The sequence below is a fragment of the Pseudomonas sp. genome (genome assembly GCF_030150285.1).
Lineage (GTDB): Bacteria > Pseudomonadota > Gammaproteobacteria > Pseudomonadales > Pseudomonadaceae > Aquipseudomonas.
The window spans coordinates 19,862-38,066 of sequence record NZ_JASLGE010000034.1 but is presented as its reverse complement, the minus strand read 5'-3'; the positions used below and the strand labels follow the sequence as shown (position 1 = coordinate 38,066).

General features: G+C 57.4%; 20 protein-coding genes. All 20 read left to right on the top strand.

The genetic code is table 11. From position 1 onward, the window contains the following. Positions 1 to 32 precede the first annotated feature (32 nt). Positions 33 to 1,262, top strand: coding sequence for a flagellar hook-length control protein FliK (locus tag Q1W15_RS08000; RefSeq protein ID WP_300725994.1), 1,230 nt, complete (start codon positions 33 to 35; stop codon positions 1,260 to 1,262). A gap of 599 nt (positions 1,263 to 1,861) precedes the next feature. Continuing rightward, positions 1,862 to 2,353, top strand: a complete 492-nt coding sequence (gene fliL / locus Q1W15_RS07995) for a flagellar basal body-associated protein FliL (RefSeq protein WP_300725992.1) — start codon at positions 1,862 to 1,864, stop codon at positions 2,351 to 2,353. Positions 2,354 to 2,362: 9 nt separating this feature from the next. Further along, positions 2,363 to 3,331 carry a flagellar motor switch protein FliM gene (gene fliM, locus Q1W15_RS07990; protein WP_300725989.1) on the top strand — a complete coding sequence of 323 codons (969 nt, stop codon included), beginning with the start codon at positions 2,363 to 2,365 and terminating at the stop codon, positions 3,329 to 3,331. 56 nt (positions 3,332 to 3,387) lie between these two features. Then, a complete protein-coding gene (gene fliN / locus Q1W15_RS07985; protein WP_300725987.1) occupies positions 3,388 to 3,855 on the top strand; it encodes a flagellar motor switch protein FliN in 468 nt (155 codons plus the stop codon). Continuing rightward, positions 3,856 to 4,287: a flagellar biosynthetic protein FliO gene (fliO, locus tag Q1W15_RS07980; protein ID WP_300725984.1), complete on the top strand. Its 432-nt coding sequence runs from the start codon at positions 3,856 to 3,858 to the stop codon at positions 4,285 to 4,287. It abuts the gene before it with no gap. Beyond that, positions 4,287 to 5,030 carry a flagellar type III secretion system pore protein FliP gene (gene fliP / locus Q1W15_RS07975; protein ID WP_300725981.1) on the top strand — a complete coding sequence of 248 codons (744 nt, stop codon included), beginning with the start codon at positions 4,287 to 4,289 and terminating at the stop codon, positions 5,028 to 5,030. Before fliO ends, fliP begins: the two co-directional genes overlap by 1 nt. Positions 5,031 to 5,053: 23 nt before the next feature. Then, positions 5,054 to 5,323, top strand: a complete 270-nt coding sequence (fliQ, locus tag Q1W15_RS07970; RefSeq protein ID WP_300725978.1) for a flagellar biosynthesis protein FliQ — start codon at positions 5,054 to 5,056, stop codon at positions 5,321 to 5,323. After that, positions 5,324 to 6,106, top strand: coding sequence for a flagellar biosynthetic protein FliR (gene fliR / locus Q1W15_RS07965; protein WP_300725975.1), 783 nt, complete (start codon positions 5,324 to 5,326; stop codon positions 6,104 to 6,106). It abuts the gene before it with no gap. Positions 6,107 to 6,108: 2 nt separating this feature from the next. Beyond that, positions 6,109 to 7,245, top strand: a complete 1,137-nt coding sequence (gene flhB, locus Q1W15_RS07960) for a flagellar biosynthesis protein FlhB (RefSeq protein WP_300725972.1) — start codon at positions 6,109 to 6,111, stop codon at positions 7,243 to 7,245. A gap of 342 nt (positions 7,246 to 7,587) precedes the next feature. After that, positions 7,588 to 8,115 carry a fimbrial protein gene (locus Q1W15_RS07955; RefSeq protein WP_300725969.1) on the top strand — a complete coding sequence of 176 codons (528 nt, stop codon included), beginning with the start codon at positions 7,588 to 7,590 and terminating at the stop codon, positions 8,113 to 8,115. 54 nt (positions 8,116 to 8,169) lie between these two features. Next, positions 8,170 to 8,730, top strand: a complete 561-nt coding sequence (locus Q1W15_RS07950; protein ID WP_300725967.1) for a fimbrial protein — start codon at positions 8,170 to 8,172, stop codon at positions 8,728 to 8,730. Positions 8,731 to 8,806: 76 nt separating this feature from the next. After that, positions 8,807 to 11,308, top strand: a complete 2,502-nt coding sequence (locus Q1W15_RS07945) for an outer membrane usher protein (protein WP_300725964.1) — start codon at positions 8,807 to 8,809, stop codon at positions 11,306 to 11,308. Beyond that, the gene (locus tag Q1W15_RS07940) at positions 11,305 to 12,066 is read left to right on the top strand and encodes a fimbria/pilus periplasmic chaperone (RefSeq protein WP_300725959.1); all 762 of its coding nucleotides are present in this window, start codon (positions 11,305 to 11,307) and stop codon (positions 12,064 to 12,066) included. Before Q1W15_RS07945 ends, Q1W15_RS07940 begins: the two co-directional genes overlap by 4 nt. 20 nt (positions 12,067 to 12,086) lie before the next feature. Next, complete coding sequence (locus Q1W15_RS07935) at positions 12,087 to 12,662, top strand: fimbrial protein (protein WP_300725956.1); 576 nt, start codon at positions 12,087 to 12,089, stop codon at positions 12,660 to 12,662. Between the two features lie 10 nt (positions 12,663 to 12,672). Then, positions 12,673 to 13,158 (top strand): fimbrial protein, encoded by a 486-nt coding sequence (locus tag Q1W15_RS07930; RefSeq protein ID WP_300725953.1) that lies wholly within the window; start codon positions 12,673 to 12,675, stop codon positions 13,156 to 13,158. 14 nt (positions 13,159 to 13,172) lie between these two features. Then, positions 13,173 to 13,652, top strand: a complete 480-nt coding sequence (locus tag Q1W15_RS07925; protein ID WP_300725950.1) for a fimbrial protein — start codon at positions 13,173 to 13,175, stop codon at positions 13,650 to 13,652. Between the two features lie 12 nt (positions 13,653 to 13,664). Continuing rightward, positions 13,665 to 14,219, top strand: a complete 555-nt coding sequence (locus Q1W15_RS07920; RefSeq protein ID WP_300725947.1) for a fimbrial protein — start codon at positions 13,665 to 13,667, stop codon at positions 14,217 to 14,219. Positions 14,220 to 14,269: 50 nt separating this feature from the next. Further along, positions 14,270 to 15,208, top strand: a complete 939-nt coding sequence (locus Q1W15_RS07915; protein ID WP_300725943.1) for a fimbrial protein — start codon at positions 14,270 to 14,272, stop codon at positions 15,206 to 15,208. 102 nt (positions 15,209 to 15,310) lie between these two features. Beyond that, positions 15,311 to 15,880: a hypothetical protein gene (locus tag Q1W15_RS07910; protein ID WP_300725940.1), complete on the top strand. Its 570-nt coding sequence runs from the start codon at positions 15,311 to 15,313 to the stop codon at positions 15,878 to 15,880. 185 nt (positions 15,881 to 16,065) lie between these two features. Beyond that, a complete protein-coding gene (flhA, locus tag Q1W15_RS07905; RefSeq protein ID WP_300726046.1) occupies positions 16,066 to 18,195 on the top strand; it encodes a flagellar biosynthesis protein FlhA in 2,130 nt (709 codons plus the stop codon). Positions 18,196 to 18,205 lie beyond the last annotated feature (10 nt).

Here is an 18,205-nt window from a genome sequence, read left to right as displayed (position 1 = left end):
ACCGATGCCAGCCGTACAGTGGAGACCCGCTAATGCCCCTTGCCGCCAACCCGTTGATTCAAACCCCGGCCGCTGCCGCGTCTGCTGTTGCCGCCAAAGCCTCGCCGCCTGATGTCGAGCCCGTGCGTGCAGGGCGCGACACTTTTTCGAAGGTGTACGCCAAGGCGTCCGATTCGTCGGCACACCCGGTGCCCCGGTCTGAGTCAGGCCACGATAAAATATCTGGTGGTGCGCGTGACGTTGCCGATAGCGGCAAGCCCTTGCCTGTTGGCAAAGCGCATGACACGGTGCAGGCCGATCAGGAGGGCAGCGCACTTGAGCCGGGTGACGGGAATGCCGGTATCGAACCCACACTGCCCGCATCCCCTGCGGTTTCCGTGCCAGAGGTGCCTGCGCCGCCTGATGGCCAAGCGCCTGACCCCGTAGCTTCCAGCCTTATGATCGCGCCCACCCTGCCGGTGGCGGATGAACACTTCGACCCCGCCGCCGACCCGCTGGACGACCTGCCAGCCGTGCGCCTGGCGATGGAGCAGGGCGGGCATATTTCTGCGGGCAGTCAGTCTACGGCCAAAACCGCGCAGCCCGATTCGCCGCCTACTGCGGCAACGGCTCAGGCCAGCGGAGTCGCCTTGGCCATTGAGCCTGAGGCCGACACGGCCAGCCCCGGAGAGGGCGGCGAAAAGGCCTTTAAAGGTTTGGTCGAGGAAGGTCTAAAAGACTTGAAAAGCACCGCCAGCGACACGCGGGTCGACGACTTTGCCAACCGTTTGGCGGCGTTGACACAGGCCAGTGTGCCCAAAACCGTCAATGCCCTGCCCGTTAATCAACCCTTGGCTATGCACCAAAGCGGCTGGTCTGAAGAGATCGTCAACCGTGTGATGTACTTGTCCAGCGCCAACCTGAAATCGGCTGATATCCAGCTCGAGCCTGCGGAATTGGGGCGTCTGGACATTCGCGTCAATATAGCGGCCGACCAGTCGGCGCAGGTCAACTTCGCCAGTGGTCACGCGGGCGTGCGCGAAGCGCTGGACAGCCAGTTGCACCGTCTGCGCGAAATGCTGGCGCAGCATGGCATGACGCAAGTGGACGTTAACGTCTCTGACCAGTCCCGGCAGTGGCAGGGCCAGGGTCAAGACCCGCAAACTCAAGCCCGTACGCCAGGGTCGCGGGTTGATGGGGGCGGCGATGACGAAGCGGCCCCCGCCCCAATTATTGCCCCCACGGTCGTGCTGGGCTCCAGCGCTGTGGATTACTACGCGTAGGAGCAACCGGTCGAGGCTCGATTGCTCGCGATCTGTTGATCTTTAGAAGCTTCGGCCTATCCATTGCTGCGATCACGGCCACTTAAGGCTCCGGCTTTACGCCGTGCCACTTTGAAAAGCTGTACAGACCGGACACATGGTTGACGGGTGTACGGGGGCCCTTTAGATCAAAAGCCAGATCAAAAGATCACGAGCAAGCTCGTTCCTACAAACGCTGCCATCCGTGATCCGTAGGAGCAGCCGGTCGACGCTCGATTGCTCGCGATCTTTTGATCTTTAAAAGCAGTACCGCCCCATCTTCGGCCTATCCATTGCTGCGATCACGGCCACTTAAGGCTCCGGCTTGAACTGGCCTTACGCCCCTACCACTCGGTGCCTCGCTGTGTCTCGGCATGCCCTCACCACAGGCTTTGCTCCGTGGGCCCGCCGCGATCGGCCCTCCTTGGCCGTGTCGCGGCTAACCCGGTGTGAGGTGAGCGTGGTTTAAGTGGGGGGGGCTTGGATCACTGGTCAGATCAAAAGATCGCGAGCGTTCTGGCATAACACTTGCTCTGCCTTGTTCTGCACCTGTGAAAACCCAAAAGTGACGGATTATTGGCATGGCGACGAGCGACGCAGTAAAAGATCCCGCCGACAAAGGCAAACTCAAGCTGATTATTCTGGTCGCCGTGGCGGTATTGCTGGCGATCGGTGTGTCTGTGGGTGCCACCTGGTATTTTCTCAGTGGCCCGAAAAGTGAAGCCCCGGCAGCCGTTCAAACCGACGCCAAATTACCCGCCATCTATGAGCCACTGCCACCCGCGTTTGTGGTCAACTTCAACGCGGACGGTCGCCAGCGTTATCTGCAAGTGAGTCTTACCTTGCAAGCGCGCAATCTCAATGACCTTAATGCCCTCAAGGTGCATATGCCGGTCATCCGCAACAACCTGGTGATGCTGTTCTCGGGCCAACGCTTCGAAGACTTGGCCACCCCGGTGGGCCAGGAAATGCTGCGTCAGAAAGCCACTGCCAGCGTGCAGGAAGTCGCGCAGAAGGAACTCGGCAAAGTGGTGATTGATCAGGTGCTCTTCACTAACTTTGTATTGCAGTAGGACCACGACATGGCCGTGCAAGACCTGCTGTCCCAGGATGAGATCGATGCGCTGTTGCATGGCGTCGATGATGGTCTGGTACAGGCCGAAGCCGCTGCCGAACCCGGTAGCGTCAAAAGTTATGACCTGACCAGTCAAGACCGGATTGTTCGGGGGCGCATGCCGACCCTGGAAATGATCAACGAACGCTTTGCCCGTTACACCCGCATCAGCATGTTCAATATGCTGCGCCGCTCGGCTGACGTGGCCGTGGGCGGGGTGCAGGTGATGAAGTTCGGCGAGTACGTGCATTCGCTGTACGTGCCCACCAGCCTTAACCTCGTCAAGATCAAGCCTTTGCGGGGGACGGCGCTGTTTATTCTGGACGCCAAACTGGTGTTCAAACTGGTGGACAACTTCTTTGGCGGTGACGGCCGTCACGCCAAGATCGAAGGCCGCGAATTCACCCCGACCGAATTGCGCGTCGTGCGCATGGTGCTGGAGCAGGCCTTCGTTGACTTGAAAGAGGCCTGGCAGGCCATCATGGAAGTCAACTTCGAGTACATCAACTCGGAAGTGAACCCGGCCATGGCCAATATCGTCGGCCCCAGTGAAGCCATTGTCGTGTCCACGTTCCATATCGAGCTGGACGGCGGCGGCGGTGACCTGCATGTGACCATGCCGTATTCGATGATCGAGCCGGTGCGGGAAATGCTCGATGCCGGCTTCCAGTCCGACCTTGACGATCAGGACGAGCGCTGGAGCAAAGCCTTGCGCGAAGACGTGCTGGACGTAAGCGTGCCGCTGAATACTACGGTGGCCCGCCGCCAATTGCGCCTGCGGGACATTCTGCACATGCAGCCGGGCGATGTGATTCCCATCGAAATGAACGATGAACTGGTGATGCGCGCCAACGGCGTGCCCGCGTTCAAAGTCAAACTGGGCTCGCACAAAGGCAACCTGGCTTTGCAAGTGATTGAGCCCATCGGCCGGCGCTAAGCCCGGCCTTTCCGAATTTACTGTGTTAACGACTGACTGCCCGCCGAGGACACCCGATGGCTACCGAACACGATACAACTGCTGCAGACCAGGCCCTGGCTGATGAATGGGCGGCGGCGCTGGAAGAAACCGGTGATGCGGGGCAGGCGGACATCGACGCGCTGCTGGCCGCAGGGGAGTCACAAAAGCCGGCACCCAACCGCCTGCCGATGGAAGAATTTGGCAGCGTGGCGCGCCCGAACAATGAGTCGGTCACGCTCGACGGCCCTAACCTGGATGTGATTCTGGACATCCCTGTGTCCATCTCCATGGAAGTGGGCAGCACGGACATCAATATCCGTAACCTGCTGCAACTCAATCAAGGTTCGGTGATTGAGTTGGACCGCCTGGCCGGTGAGCCGCTGGATGTACTGGTGAACGGCACCCTGATTGCCCATGGCGAAGTGGTGGTGGTCAATGAAAAGTTTGGGATCCGCCTGACTGACGTGATCAGCCCAAGCGAACGCATCAAGAAGTTGCGCTAAGTGAAACGGCTCCTTGGCGTGTTATTGGCTATGCCCCTGAGCGTGTTGGCGGCTGAACCCGTGGCGACGACGGCAACAGTACCGGTGGTCAGCAGTGTGGGGGGGCAACTGACGCAATTGGTGCTGGGGTTGCTGCTGGTGCTAGGGCTGATTTTTGCTCTGGCCTGGCTGGTGCGACGTGTTCAGCACGCCGGGCCTCGGCAGGGGCAAGTCATTGAGCTGATTGGCTCGCGGGCCTTGGGCGCACGTGACCGGCTGGTGCTGGTGCAAGTGGGCAACGAACAAATCCTGCTGGGCCTGACGCCGGGCCGCATCACCCCGTTGCACGTGCTCAAGGAACCCGTGCAGGCCCCGGGCGGCACGCAACCGGCGACCCCGGAATTTGCCAAGCGGCTGATGGACATATTGCGTCACCAAAAGGACAAGCCGTAATGCGTTTAGTTGTCGCGTTGTTGTTGGCGCTGGCCGCGCCGCTGGCGTTAGGTGCCGATCCGTTGTCGATCCCGGCCATTACCCTGGGCACCGGGGCCAACGGCCAGCAAGAATATTCGGTCAGTCTGCAAATTTTGCTGATCATGACCGCGCTGAGCTTTATTCCGGCGTTTGTCATGCTGATGACCAGCTTTACCCGCATCATCATTGTGTTTTCAATCTTGCGTCAGGCGTTGGGGCTGCAACAAACCCCCTCCAACCAGATCCTGACCGGCATGGCGCTGTTTCTAACGATGTTTATCATGGCTCCGGTGTTCGACAAGGTGAACGAAAACGCGCTGCAACCCTACCTGGCGGAAAAGCTCACGGCCCAGGACGCGATTCTCAAGGCCGAGGGCCCGATCAAGGACTTTATGCTGGCCCAGACCCGCACCAGCGATCTTGACCTGTTTATGCGCCTGTCCAAGCGCACCGACATTGCCACGCCGGACGAAGCTCCGTTGACGATTCTGGTGCCGGCCTTTGTGACGTCCGAGCTGAAAACCGCTTTCCAGATCGGCTTTATGATCTTTATTCCGTTTTTGATCATCGACCTGGTGGTGGCCAGTGTGTTGATGGCGATGGGCATGATGATGCTGTCCCCGTTGATCATTTCGCTGCCGTTCAAAATCATGCTGTTTGTGTTGGTGGATGGCTGGGCGCTGATTATTGGCACGTTGGCTGGCAGTTTCGGCGGAGTGTGAGTCATGACCTGGAGTAACCCGCAATGACCCCGGAAGTCGCGGTTGACCTGTTTCGCAGCGCGTTGTGGCTGACCACCGTGATGGTGGCGGTGCTGGTGGTGCCCAGCCTGCTGGTCGGTTTGCTGGTGGCAATGTTCCAGGCTGCCACGCAAATCAACGAGCAGACCCTGAGCTTTCTGCCGCGCCTGCTGATGATGCTGGTGACGTTGATCGTGGCCGGGCCGTGGCTGGTGCAGACCTTTATGGAATACATCCTGTCGTTGTACGGCAGCATTCCTCAGTTGATCGGCTAAATGTCGCTGCTTACCCTGACCGACGCGCAGATCAGCACTTGGGTCGCCACGTTTATGTTGCCCCTGTTTCGGGTGGGCGCGCTGTTGAGCACCATGCCCATCATCGGCACGCCGCTGGTGCCCAAGCGCATCAAGCTGTTTCTGTCGCTGGCGATCACGCTGGCCATCATGCCGAGCCTGCCGCCGTTGCCCACGGTCAACCCGCTGAGCCTGAGCGGGCTGATGCTGATTGCCGAGCAAATCATCATCGGCGCGCTGATGGGGTTCTCGTTGCAGTTGTTCTTTCAGGCGTTTGTGGTGGCTGGGCAAATTGTCGCCATTCAAATGGGCATGGGCTTTGCCTCGATGGTCGACCCGGCCAACGGCGTCAATTCGGCAGTGATCGGGCAGTTTTTAACGATGCTCGTGACCTTGCTGTTTTTGTCCATGAACGGCCATCTGGTGGTGTTCGAAGTGCTCACCGAAAGCTTCACCACCTTGCCTGTGGGCGGCGGGCTGATGCCCAATCACTTCTGGGAGATCGCCAACAAGCTGGGGTGGGTGCTGGGGGCCGCGCTGTTGCTGGTACTGCCGGCCATCACCGCGCTGCTGGTGGTCAATATCGCGTTTGGCGTGATGACCCGTGCCGCGCCGCAGCTCAACATTTTTGCGATTGGTTTTCCCTTGACCCTGGTGCTGGGCATGGTGATTTTGTGGGTCAGCATGGCGGACATCCTCAATCAGTATCAGCCGCTGGCCGTTGAGGCCTTGCAGTTTTTACGTGAACTGGCACAGGCGAAATAGCCATGGCAGAGAGCGAAAGCGGTCAAGACAAAACAGAAGAACCCACGGAGAAGCGAAAAAAAGACTCCAGGGAAAAGGGCGAAATCGCGCGCTCCAAAGAACTCAATACGTTGGCCATCATGTTGGCGGGTTCGCTGGGATTGCTGATTTTCGGTGGCGTGCTGGCGCGCGACATGATGGACATGATGCGCTACAACTTCAGCATCAGCCGCGAAACGTTATACAACACTGACTCAATGGCGGCTTTTTTGCTGCACTCCGGCAAAGTGGCCCTCATGGCCGTACAGCCTGTGCTGGTCACGCTGCTGATTGCTGCCCTGGTTGGGCCGATTGCCCTGGGCGGCTGGCTATTTGCCGCCGGCAGCCTGGCCCCCAAGTTCAGTCGCATGAACCCTGGCGCCGGAATCAAGCGCATGTTTTCGGCCAAAGCGCTGGTCGAATTGCTCAAGGCTTTGGCCAAGTTTTTCATCATCTTGATCGTGGCCTTGCTGGTATTGAAGTCTGACATTGACGATTTGCTGCGCATCGCCCAGGAACCGCTGGAACTGGCGGTGATTCACAGCCTGCAAGTGGTGGCGTGGAGTGCCGTGTGGATGGCCTGTGGGTTGATCCTGATTGCCGCAGTGGACGTGCCGGTGCAATTGTGGGAAAGCCGTAAGAAATTGCTGATGACTAAACAGGAGATTCGCGACGAACACAAAGATCAGGAAGGTCGTCCCGAGGTTAAGCAGCGCATTCGCCAAGTGCAGCGGGAAATGTCACAGCGTCGCATGATGGCGGCCATTCCTGACGCCGATGTGATTATCACCAACCCGACGCACTACGCCGTAGCCCTCAAGTACGACCCGGAGAAGGGCGGGGCACCGCTGTTGTTAGCCAAGGGCAGCGACTTTCTGGCACTCAAAATTCGCGAGATCGGTGCCAAGCACAATATCCTGCTGCTGGAGTCGCCCGCGTTGGCGCGTTCGATTTACCACTCCACGGAGCTTGAGCAGGAAATCCCGGCCGGTCTGTACCTGGCCGTTGCTCAGGTGCTGGCCTACGTGTACCAGATCCGCCAGCATCAGGCAGGCAAGGGCAAACGCCCGGATCCGCTTAAGGATGTCCCTATTCCGCCGGACTTGCGGCGCGATGACTGAGCAGTGCCTGGGTCTGTCGCGCTCTTAAGCTCTGCACGAACGCTATCGGCGCATCGGTTACGCGGCCTTTGATGGGCAAGACAAGCCATCCCGAGATGAATTTCTATTATTTGGGAATTTTCCTATATACAAAGAAAATTCCTACAAATTTGGTCGTTTGACCCCTACGTTGTTTTTTAAATTCGTCTGTTAGATTAGCTCCGCGTTCATAAATGCAGTTAAACATCCGAAGCTGATATTGATTATTCATGTCTTCCGGTTTTCATTGGGTAATGATGTGCCTGGTTTTATTGGCTTAAGTTTATCTGTGTGCGTTGACTATAATTTATCAGGGGTTTTTTTATGTCTTTTAAAATGAAAACAGTCTTGGCTTCCATGGTCTTGATGGCAACTTCTGCTTCTGTTGTTCATGCAGCCGGTTCGGGGCAGATCAACTTTAGCGGGGAAATCATTGCAGCGGCTTGCTCTATCACGCCCGGTACTTCTGATCAATCTGTCATGTTTGGTCAAGTTGCAAATTCTCAGTTGAAAGAAGGCGGATCGTCTGCGTTGAGGCCTTTTAAAATTGAGCTGACAGGTTGCGACCTTGAGGACCTGACAGACAACACCGTGACCGCCACTTTTACCGGTACAGAGTCAGTGGATGTTCCGAGCGCGTTGGCCATTAGCGGCACCGCCAAGGGCGCAGGGATTGTCATTTTGGATGATCGTAATACGCCTGTTGCACTGGGTAAGGCTACTTCGCCGCGCGGCCTGGTTGAAGGGGACAATACGCTGTCTTTTAATGCGTATTTGAAAGGCAAAGCCACAGGCGATATTACTGTGGGTGAATTCGCAGCCGTTACTAACTTCTCGTTGGCTTATCAGTAAGCTGTTTTCCCTCGCTGCTGTTATTGGCGGTGAGGGTTATTGCCGGAGGTTTGGGTGAGAACATTTGCAGCGTTAATTAAAACGTCCATGTTCGTCGGCGGTGCAACTTTTCTCGGTGTTGCTCTTGCTGCTGGGCAGGGCAGTGGGCTTGTCACCCTTGAGGGGCAACTTGTTGATTCGGCCTGCGCGCTGGAGAGTAGCAGTGCACATCAACTCATTGAGATGGATGTTACGGCTATGGGGCAACTTATTCGCCAAGGAGCAAGCGTGCCTCATCCGTTTTCGTTGCGCCTGGTCAAGTGCTCATTAAGTCGTTCTGACCCTTCTCGCCCCGGCAATTATTTGCCTGATTGGCAGCACGTGCGCGTGACCTTTGAAGGACGGGTTGATTCGGCAAGTGCGCTTTTTAGTACCGAGGGCACCTCAGAGGGTATAGCCCTGCGCATTGCCGATAGCCAAGGCCGCACAAGCACCTCAGGTGTCCCGATGCCGTTGACGCCCCTTACGGGTGAGGATCAAGAGCTGCGCTACACCCTTCAATTGGTCGGTAATGGCCGCCCTATGGCTGTTGGGTCTCACCGTACTGCGGTGCGCTTCAGGCTGGAGTACTTCTAATATGCATCGGTTGTTTACCTTGCGAACCCCCTCGACCGTTAGGGCCGTGCTTCGTTCTGGCGTGCTGGGAGGGCTTATGTCGATTGGAGGTGAAGCCTTCGCCGCCGATATCCAATTCAATACCGATATTCTCGACCTTGATGATCGCTCCAATATCGATCTGTCACGGTTTTCTCGCAGTGGGTTTATCCTGCCGGGAACCTATCCTATGGTGGTTCAGATAAACACCCAGGAGCAGCCAGAACAGCCGGTTAGCTTTTATGCTCCCGATGAAGATCCCCAAGGTAGCCAGGCGTGTTTGTCACCCGATCTGGTGGCGCAGTTGGGGTTGAAACCCGAACGTATGGCTGAACTCACCTGGTGGAAAAACGGTGAGTGCCTCAATAGTCAAAGTTTGCCGGGGATGGAGGTCAGAGGGGACTTGGGCACCGCGACACTCTACGTATCGCTGCCGCAAGCTTATCTGCAGTACAACGCCCCGAATTGGGACCCGCCGGCACGCTGGGATGACGGTGTGACGGGCCTGCTGGTTGATTACAACCTGACGGCACAGTCGATTCGTGACCCCGGCACGGCGATGCGCAATGACTTGACTGGCAACGGTACTTTTGGTGCCAACGCCGGCCCATGGCGGTTGCGTGCCGATTGGCAGGGCCGTGTCGAGAAGGGCAGTGACAGCCGCCAGCAAGCGCTGCAATGGAGCCGTTTTTATGCCTATCGCGCGCTGCCTTCACTCAATGCTCGCCTGACGCTGGGTGAAAACTACCTGTATTCGGACCTGTTCGACAGCTTCCGTTTTACCGGTGCGTCACTTCACTCCGACGACAGCCAGTTACCGCCCAACTTGCGCGGCTATGCGCCCGAAGTGGTCGGCGTGGCCAGAACCAATGCCAAAGTCATTATCAGCCAGCAGGGTCGCGTTCTTTATGACGCCCTGGTTGCGGCGGGCCCTTTTCGAATTCAGGACCTCAACGATGCCGTCACCGGCACGCTGGATGTGCGGGTTGAAGAGCAGGATGGCAGCGTACACACCTTCACGGTTGAGTCGGCCAGCATTCCTTACCTGACCCGCCCCGGAACCGTGCGTTACAAACTGGCTGCCGGGCGGCCCTCCGACCTTCACGATGGTGGGCAGGGTAAAGCCTTTACGACAGGTGAGTTTTCCTGGGGTGTCACTAACGGCTGGTCGCTGTTTGGGGGTGGCATCAGCGACAAAAACTATAAAGCGCTCTCGCTTGGGGTCGGTCGCGACTTGCTGGCCTTCGGGGCTGTGTCATTGGATGCCACGAAATCTCATGCCGAGATTGAGGATGAAGCCCTGTCTGGCGCGTCCTATCGCTTGAGCTATTCGAAGAGTTTTGACGAATACGACACGCAGGTCTCGTTTGCCGGTTACCGGTTTTCCGAGAAGAACTACCTGAGCATGAGCGAGTACTTGAATGCGAGTGAGTACGGTGGGCCGATAGGCTCAAGCAAAGCGCTCTACACCGCGACGTTTAACAAACGGTTTCAAGATGCCGGGCTCTCCGTGTACCTCAACTACAGCAATCAATCCTACTGGGATCGACCTGACAGTGAGCGATGGAGCCTGTCGATGGCCCGCTATTTCAGTGTGGGCAATGTCAAAAATATGAGCCTGTCTTTGAATGTGTTTCAAAACCAGGAAAGAGATCACTACAGCGGTGCCAAAAACGACAGTACCGGCCTGTATGTATCGGTCAGCCTGCCGCTGGGCAAGTCCGGCACGCTCACGACCAGTGCGAATCGCGCCTCGGGCGCGAGCAGTGTCAGTACGCGCTTCAGTGACCGGCTGGATGAGCGTAACAGCTATCAACTGTCGGCCAGCGACACGTCCGTGAGTGGTTACCTTAGCCACGCCGGTGAGCGTGCGGATCTGTCCCTTAGCGCCAGTATGCAAGCGCGCGATCACACCAGCCTTGGCCTGTCGGCACGGGGTGGGGCCACGCTAACGCCGTATGGCGGTGCACTGCATCGCAGTTCGGGTACCGGCGGGACTCGGTTGATGGTTGATACCAGTGGCGTGCCTGATGTACCGATCCGGGGTTCAGGTGTGCCTACCCGCAGCAACCGCTATGGCAAGGCTGTGGTGTCTGACGTCAGCAGCTTTTTGCGCACCGCTGCCAGTGTTGACATTGACAGTCTGCCCGAGAATGTCGAGGCCACGCAGTCCGTTACTCAGCTCACGCTGACAGAAGGGGCTATCGGCTATCGCACGCTGGATGTGGTGGCCGGCTTTAAATCCATGGCGGTGTTACGCATGGCTGATGGCAGCGTCCCGCCGTTCGGGGCCACGGTGAAAAATGCAAGGCAGCAGGACACCGGCATCGTCAATGACGGGGGCAGTGTCTATCTGAGTGGTATTGAGCCGGGCGCGAAGATGAGGGTCAGTTGGGATGGCGCTGAGCGTTGCACCCTCGAAATGCCGGCACGTTTACCGGCCGCAGGGTTTACCTCGGCACTGAACCTGCTCTGCCAGATGGCAGAGGAAAATAACGACGTCCCTGCGCCAGCCTCGCTGAGCGGAACGCTTACTGATACAGAGAAAACTTCCTCATGATTATGAAATCTCGCTTCGCGCCTTTGGCGTTCAGTCTTCTGACGATGTGCCTGATCAATACTGCTCATGCAGCTATTGGCCTTGACCGAACTCGAGTTGTGTTTGATGGCAGCAAAGACGCCGTCAGCATGACCATTACAAACAACAACACCCAACTGCCTTATCTGGCTCAAGGGTGGCTGGAAGATGAGCAAGGCCAGAAAATCACTTCGCCCTTGATCGTACTCCCTCCCGTTCAACGCCTGGAGCCGGGTAAGCAGAGCCAGGTAAAAGTTCAGGCGCTGCCGGCTGCCAAGTCGCTTGCGCAGGACCGAGAAACGGTTTTTTACTTCAACCTGCGCGAAATACCGCCGCGCAGCGACAAGGCCAACAGCCTGCAAATTGCCCTGCAGACCCGGATCAAATTGTTCTACCGCCCGGCCGCTATCATCCCCAGCCAGCAGGAGTTGGCTGATCCCTGGCAGAAAAAGCTGACCCTCACACGGATGGGGGATTACTACCAGGTGAATAACCCCACCCCGTATTACATCACGCTGATTGATGCCCGCCCCGGTAAAGACGCCAAAACCGCTCCGGGTTTTGAACCGCTGATGGTGCCCCCCAAAGGCGCGCTGAAGCTGGCACCTACTGTTACTGCGCTGGGCACCACGCCGTATTTGACCTATGTGAACGATTACGGTGGCCGCCCCACCTTGTCATTCACGTGCAGCGACACGACCTGCAAGGTAGACCCGAGCGCGTCCCCGGACAATCAGTAGCCTGTGCAGGGATAACCCTTATGAACCCGTTCAAAGTGACAGCCCTCAGTGCGTTGTGGCTGGTGTTGCAAACCCTGCCTTTTCAGGCGCAGGCGATTGATGGAATGAGCGGGCTCATTGAAGTCTCGGGCTCGCTGCACAATTCACCTTGTGTGCTGGACATGTCTTCGTACGACCAGACGGTCGACCTCAACACCGTGCCGCGCAGCCAATTGGAGCGCCCGGGTGATCAAGCAGCACCCGTGGCTTTCCAGCTGCGCTTTCTCGATTGCCAGCGCGCCTCCGGAAGTTTGCAAAGCGAGCGTACCGGCAATTTGGTGTGGAGTGCCTACCAGCCAGTGGTGTCTGTCGCCTTTATAGCCCCGGCAGACGTGGATGATCCGCGGCTGGTCCAGGTACAGGGTGTCACGGGCATGGGTTTGCGTATTACCGATGCCCTGGGGCGCGGTGTGCCTTTGGGGGCCCGTGGCGAACCACTGTTTTTAGCCCACGGCAGCGACACGCTGACGTGGTACGTGCAACCAACGCGCACTTCAGCGGCACTGGGCAATGGTGCCTTCAAAGCGGCAATGGATTTCAGGCTCATTTATGAGTGAGGAAAAAAAGATGGCGACTTCGCACTGGGCAGTTGTCTGCGGCTGTCTGCTGGTGACCCTGAGCCAAGGCACCCTGGCTGCGGTCGGAGTGGACATTCGCGTGGAAATCCTTGCGCCTCCACCCTGCATCATCAACGGCGGCGGCACGCCTAACGTGCCCTTTGGAAACGACCTGATGACGACCCGGATTGACGGGGTGAATTATCGGCGCGATGTGCCCTACACCGTGGAGTGTGAAAGACAGCCCTCAACTGCCATGACCATTACCTTGCAGGGTGCTGGTGCAGCGTTTGATGGCACTTCCTTGAGCACCAATAACCGCGATCTTGGGATCAAGTTCCTGATGGACGGGGTGGCATGGCCCCTCAATGACGCACTGAAATTTACCTACCCGACCTTGCCACGAATGGAAGCGGTGCTCGTTAAAAAAGCCGACAGCACTCTTGAAGGGGGGGCCTTTTCGGCCGCGGCGACGATCGTGGTTGCGCTGCAATGAAAGGGGAAAAAAGGATGAAATCCTGGCAACAGTCTGCGGTGTTTGCAGTGTTTAGCGTTGGGCTCTCCAGCGGTGCACTGGCCAACCTCACCTTTGATGGCACGTTGATGGAGCCACCTGCATGCCTCATCAACAGTGGCAGCACCGTTGAAGTTGACTTCAAGGAAGTCGGACTCAAAAAAATTGATGGGGTTAATTACCGCAAGCGGATTGATTACACCATTACGTGTGAGGCGGGCACGCTGCCGTGGGAAATGGTGCTCAGGGTTGAGGGCGCAGCGACAGCCTTTGAGACTTCAGCGTTGCAGACCAGCGTACCTGATCTTGGGATTCGCTTCTTGCAAGGCGGAGTACCGCTGGATCTCAACACAGCGTTAATGATTAACCCGGCGGCAGCACCCGTATTGGAAGTGGTGCCGATCATTCGTGCAGGCACTTCTTTGGGCCCGGGCGAGTTTTCAGCAACGGCAACGTTGTTGGCCAAGTACCAATGAGGAGAGCAGACCATGCCACGTTGGATAAATAGGCAGAGTTGCAAGGCCTTAACGCTATCAGTGCTGGCGGCTTTGCCGTGGGTGCTGCCTCACAGCAGTCATGGCGCAGACAATTTGAGTTTCAAGGGCGTATTGGTTCAAGAGGCTTGCAGCATTCGCCCCGGGGACGAAGCGCTGGCGCTTGAGTTGTGGGACACCTCACCTAAAGACCTGTACCTCAACACCCGCACGCTAGGCAAGGTGTTCCAGATTCATCTTGAAGGGTGCGATACCCGCATAGGCGACTCGGTGACCACAACCTTTAGCGGCAATGAAAGCCTCGAGCTTCCGGGCCTGCTGGCCCTGGACGCGGGAAGTAGCACCTCAGGGGTTGCCATTGGCCTGGAAACGCCGGAGAACACCCCGCTGCCCTTGAACACAGCCACTGACAAACAGGCACTCAGCGACGGGAACAACCTGATTGAGTTCAAGGCCTATGTCATAGGTGAACCCAAGGCCCTTGCGGATCAATCAATCGTGGCGGGTGCGTATAGCGCAGTGTCGACGTTTACGTTGAGCTATCCGTAACCCCACCCAGTCGTGGCTTGTGCAGTGCACTGCCTGGAGTACAGAACATCATGAAATACCTTGCGGGCATACTTTTTCTGTTAGTCATGCAAACCGCTGATGCCACTCAATGCAGAATAAATGGCGGTACCTGGTTACAAGTTGGCCCAACTTGGGACATACGCGTCAATGTGAAGGCGACGCCAGGAGCGGGATTGATTGATCTGGACGGCTATCAATTAGAGTGTAGGTACCAGCCAGGCCCAACCACTCCCAATTCTGACTACGACGTCATGTCCACGCGATCTGTTGGGCTCACGCCGGGCGCGAAATTCGTAGGCCACAAGATGGGGCTGCTCATCTCAGGCCGCCGGCACGCCGCTCCCATCTTCCTTAGGACCCACATGGCAACGCTGCCTAATAACGGAAACGGGGTAGACCTTAAAACGAACATGTATATGAGTCTTCAGGGGTTACCCGGCAAACCCATTAATATTTTGGCGGGGGACCTACTGGGTACTCTTCTTATAGGGCAGGTGAATAACTTGGGCATACCTGGAAACGATATGACCGTTAACATTATTGCCCAAAATGGCTTCATTCTAGAGCCATCAACTTGCACAATTAATGGTAATAACCCCATTGATGTGGATTTTGATCAGGTTGACCCCCTTACCATCGGCGACAGCCCGCTCAGCTCCACTGTTCAAAAGACAGTGACCCTTAACTATTCATGCCCTGATCCCAATATTACCCTGCCCATTACCATTACGCTGAAGGGGGCGCCGGCTTCGTTCAACACCGATTCCATTGCCATGAGTCATGCTGACCTCGGCACGGGATTGATCCGCAGAGGCGTGGTGGTGGGGCCAGGTAAATCCTTTACGACAAACCTGCACAACAGCGTCGGAAGCGATGACGTCACCTTCTCGCTCATTCGAAAGCCAGGCAGTTACCCCGATGCTGGCGTTTATACCGGTAGCGCAACGCTTGTCATGGGCGTGCCCTGACCGACGGACTGTCATTGTTGCCAGTAGAGGCATCGCAAAAATCCGCTTAACTTGAAGGCAGCGCGCTGTGGAGTGCCCAGTGCTCAGCTATGGAGAGGCGCGATGCCCATCGAGTTAACGCTTATTCCTGACGGCTCAGTCAAAACCCATGCCCTTAGCGACTCTTGGGACATGGCCCACGTCGAACTGGAAGGGCTGTTCCCGGCTTTTCCAGTGCTGAAAGGTACGTTTGCCATTTTCTGGGTCGACCAAACATGCGGGCGACGGATCATGGGGTTCAGCACCGAAGGGTCTAACCTGCTGGCCGTGATTTCGCTGCCTACGGTGCCCCACGGGTGGGGGCGGGAAGACTATTACGCTGCGGTTGTTGAGCGCTGCAACAAAGAGCGCGATTCCATTCTGGCGTTTGTGCGCAAATCCCTGAGCTTTGAGGGGATTAACGGTCGGTGTGTGCGCAGTTTCATTCTTTGCAACCTGGTACGGCAGTTGCAGCTCGACAGCGTACCGGTCTGGCGGGATCGCCCCCGAACCCGTGACGGTCGTTGCGGCGATATTCTGATTGGTGGGCAAGCCTCGGCGCACTATGTGCCCAATCGCAAGATCGACGTGGTGTTTGGTTCCAGCAGCAGTGCGTGCCTGGTGATCGATTTGGGCGAGTGGTGCTGGAATTGAGTGCTGCCCACACGCACTGCTCGATTTGACGCGGATAACAACGGTGAACCTGGCATTGCTGCCCGTATGGGCCGGGTTGTTTGTGTCTGCGATATGGCCATTGGCCAAAGTTGGAAGGTTTCTTGCACAGGCAGGCTCACGGCGCACCGGGCGTCAAAAGTTTGCTAAAGGTTTGTGCAATGTCATTGGATCGTTCTCAGTTCATCAACACCGCGCGCAGCGGCCTGGCCGGTTTGGGCCATGGCCAGTTAGGCGTGCCGCTGTTGTTGCTGGTAATGCTGGCAATGATGATGTTGCCAATTCCGGCGTTTCTGCTGGATGTGTTTTTCACCTTCAACATTGCCCTGTCGATCGTGGTGCTGCTGGTGTGCGTGTACGCGCTGCGGCCCTTGGACTTTGCCGTGTTTCCCACCATTTTGCTGGTCGCCACATTGATGCGGCTGGCGCTGAACGTGGCCTCGACCCGGGTGGTGATGCTCCATGGCCAGGACGGGCATGCGGCCGCGGGCAAGGTGATTCAAGCCTTCGGTGAGGTGGTGATCGGCGGCAACTACGTAGTGGGTATGGTGGTGTTCGCGATTTTGATGATCATCAACTTCGTGGTAGTCACCAAAGGTGCCGGGCGTATTTCCGAGGTGAGCGCGCGATTTACCCTCGACGCCATGCCCGGCAAACAAATGGCCATCGACGCCGACCTCAATGCGGGGCTGATCGACCAGAACCAGGCCAAGACACGCCGTCAGGAAGTTGCCCAGGAAGCCGAGTTCTACGGGTCGATGGACGGTGCAAGCAAATTCGTGCGCGGTGATGCCATCGCCGGCTTGTTAATCCTGTTTATTAACCTGATTGGCGGCATGGCGGTGGGCATGTTCCAGCACGGCATGTCGTTCGGCGATGCCGGCCGGGTGTACGCCTTGTTGACCATTGGTGACGGTTTGGTGGCGCAACTGCCATCGATCCTGCTGTCCACGGCGGCGGCCATCATGGTCACGCGGGCTTCGGGCTCCGAAGACATGGGCAAGCAGATCAACCGCCAAATGTTCGCTTCGCCCAAGGCACTGGCCGTGTCGGCGGGCTTGATGGCGGTGATGGGGCTGGTGCCGGGAATGCCGCACTTTTCCTTTCTGAGCCTGGCCGCCGTTGCGGGTGGCGCAGCGTACCTCATGTGGAAAAAGCAAAACGTTGCCAAGGTTCAGGCCTTGCAAGAGGTCAAGCGCCAGCAGGACCTGCTGCCTTCACCCGCCCGCGCCCAGGAAACCAAGGAGCTGGGCTGGGATGACGTGACGCCCATCGACATGATCGGCCTGGAAGTCGGTTACCGGCTGATCCCGCTGGTAGACCGCAACCAGGGCGGCCAATTATTGGCGCGCATCAAGGGCGTACGTAAGAAACTGTCCCAGGACCTGGGTTTTCTGATGCCCACCGTGCACATTCGCGACAACCTCGACCTGGCCCCCAGCGCCTATCGCCTGACCTTGATGGGGGTGATTCTGGCCGAGGCCGAGATCTACCCGGACCGCGAAATGGCAATCAACCCCGGCCAAGTGTTCGGCACCCTCAACGGTATTACCACCAAAGACCCGGCCTTTGGTCTGGAAGCGGTGTGGATCGAAGTCAGCCAGCGCAGCCAGGCCCAGTCGTTGGGCTATACCGTGGTAGACGCCAGCACCGTAGTGGCCACGCACCTCAACCAGATTCTGTACAAGCATTCCCACGAACTGATTGGCCACGAGGAAGTACAGCAACTGATGCAACTGCTGGCCAAATCGTCGCCAAAATTGGCTGAAGAGTTGGTGCCGGGCATTTTGAGCTTGTCGCAGTTGCTTAAGGTGTTGCAGGCGCTGTTGGCCGAACAGGTGCCGGTGCGCGATATCCGCAGCATTGCCGAGGCCGTCGCGAACAATGCCCATAAGAGTCAAGATACTGCCGCTTTGGTTGCCGCTGTGAGGGTCGGATTGTCCCGCGCCATCGTGCAAAGCATTGTCGGTGTTGAGTCTGAGCTGCCAGTTATCACGCTTGAGCCAAGGTTGGAACAAATATTGCTCAATAGTTTGCAGAAGGCAGGGCAAGGTCAGGAAGAAGGCGTTTTACTGGAGCCCAGCATGGCTGAAAAGCTCCAGCGCTCACTGATCGACGCGGCTCAGCGTCAAGAGATGCAAGGCAATCCCGTGATTTTGCTGGTGGCAGGCCCTGTGCGCGCGATGCTTTCGCGGTTTGGACGTTTGGCGGTGCCTAACCTGCATGTGCTGGCGTACCAGGAAATTCCTGACAACAAGCAAGTCACGATCGTTGCGACAGTAGGCCCTAACGGCTGAGGGTTTGGTT

Bases quoted from the DNA above. Each gene is read 5' to 3' on its own strand.
- Q1W15_RS08000 (WP_300725994.1), top strand. From the start codon at position 33: ATGCCCCTTGCCGCCAACCCGTTGATTCAAACCCCGGCCGCTGCCGCG.
- fliL (WP_300725992.1), top strand. From the start codon at position 1,862: ATGGCGACGAGCGACGCAGTAAAAGATCCCGCCGACAAAGGCAAACTC.
- fliM (WP_300725989.1), top strand. From the start codon at position 2,363: ATGGCCGTGCAAGACCTGCTGTCCCAGGATGAGATCGATGCGCTGTTG.
- fliN (WP_300725987.1), top strand. From the start codon at position 3,388: ATGGCTACCGAACACGATACAACTGCTGCAGACCAGGCCCTGGCTGAT.
- fliP (WP_300725981.1), top strand. From the start codon at position 4,287: ATGCGTTTAGTTGTCGCGTTGTTGTTGGCGCTGGCCGCGCCGCTGGCG.
- fliQ (WP_300725978.1), top strand. From the start codon at position 5,054: ATGACCCCGGAAGTCGCGGTTGACCTGTTTCGCAGCGCGTTGTGGCTG.
- fliR (WP_300725975.1), top strand. From the start codon at position 5,324: ATGTCGCTGCTTACCCTGACCGACGCGCAGATCAGCACTTGGGTCGCC.
- flhB (WP_300725972.1), top strand. From the start codon at position 6,109: ATGGCAGAGAGCGAAAGCGGTCAAGACAAAACAGAAGAACCCACGGAG.
- Q1W15_RS07955 (WP_300725969.1), top strand. From the start codon at position 7,588: ATGTCTTTTAAAATGAAAACAGTCTTGGCTTCCATGGTCTTGATGGCA.
- Q1W15_RS07945 (WP_300725964.1), top strand. From the start codon at position 8,807: ATGTCGATTGGAGGTGAAGCCTTCGCCGCCGATATCCAATTCAATACC.
- Q1W15_RS07940 (WP_300725959.1), top strand. From the start codon at position 11,305: ATGATTATGAAATCTCGCTTCGCGCCTTTGGCGTTCAGTCTTCTGACG.
- Q1W15_RS07935 (WP_300725956.1), top strand. From the start codon at position 12,087: ATGAACCCGTTCAAAGTGACAGCCCTCAGTGCGTTGTGGCTGGTGTTG.
- Q1W15_RS07930 (WP_300725953.1), top strand. From the start codon at position 12,673: ATGGCGACTTCGCACTGGGCAGTTGTCTGCGGCTGTCTGCTGGTGACC.
- Q1W15_RS07925 (WP_300725950.1), top strand. From the start codon at position 13,173: ATGAAATCCTGGCAACAGTCTGCGGTGTTTGCAGTGTTTAGCGTTGGG.
- Q1W15_RS07920 (WP_300725947.1), top strand. From the start codon at position 13,665: ATGCCACGTTGGATAAATAGGCAGAGTTGCAAGGCCTTAACGCTATCA.
- Q1W15_RS07915 (WP_300725943.1), top strand. From the start codon at position 14,270: ATGAAATACCTTGCGGGCATACTTTTTCTGTTAGTCATGCAAACCGCT.
- Q1W15_RS07910 (WP_300725940.1), top strand. From the start codon at position 15,311: ATGCCCATCGAGTTAACGCTTATTCCTGACGGCTCAGTCAAAACCCAT.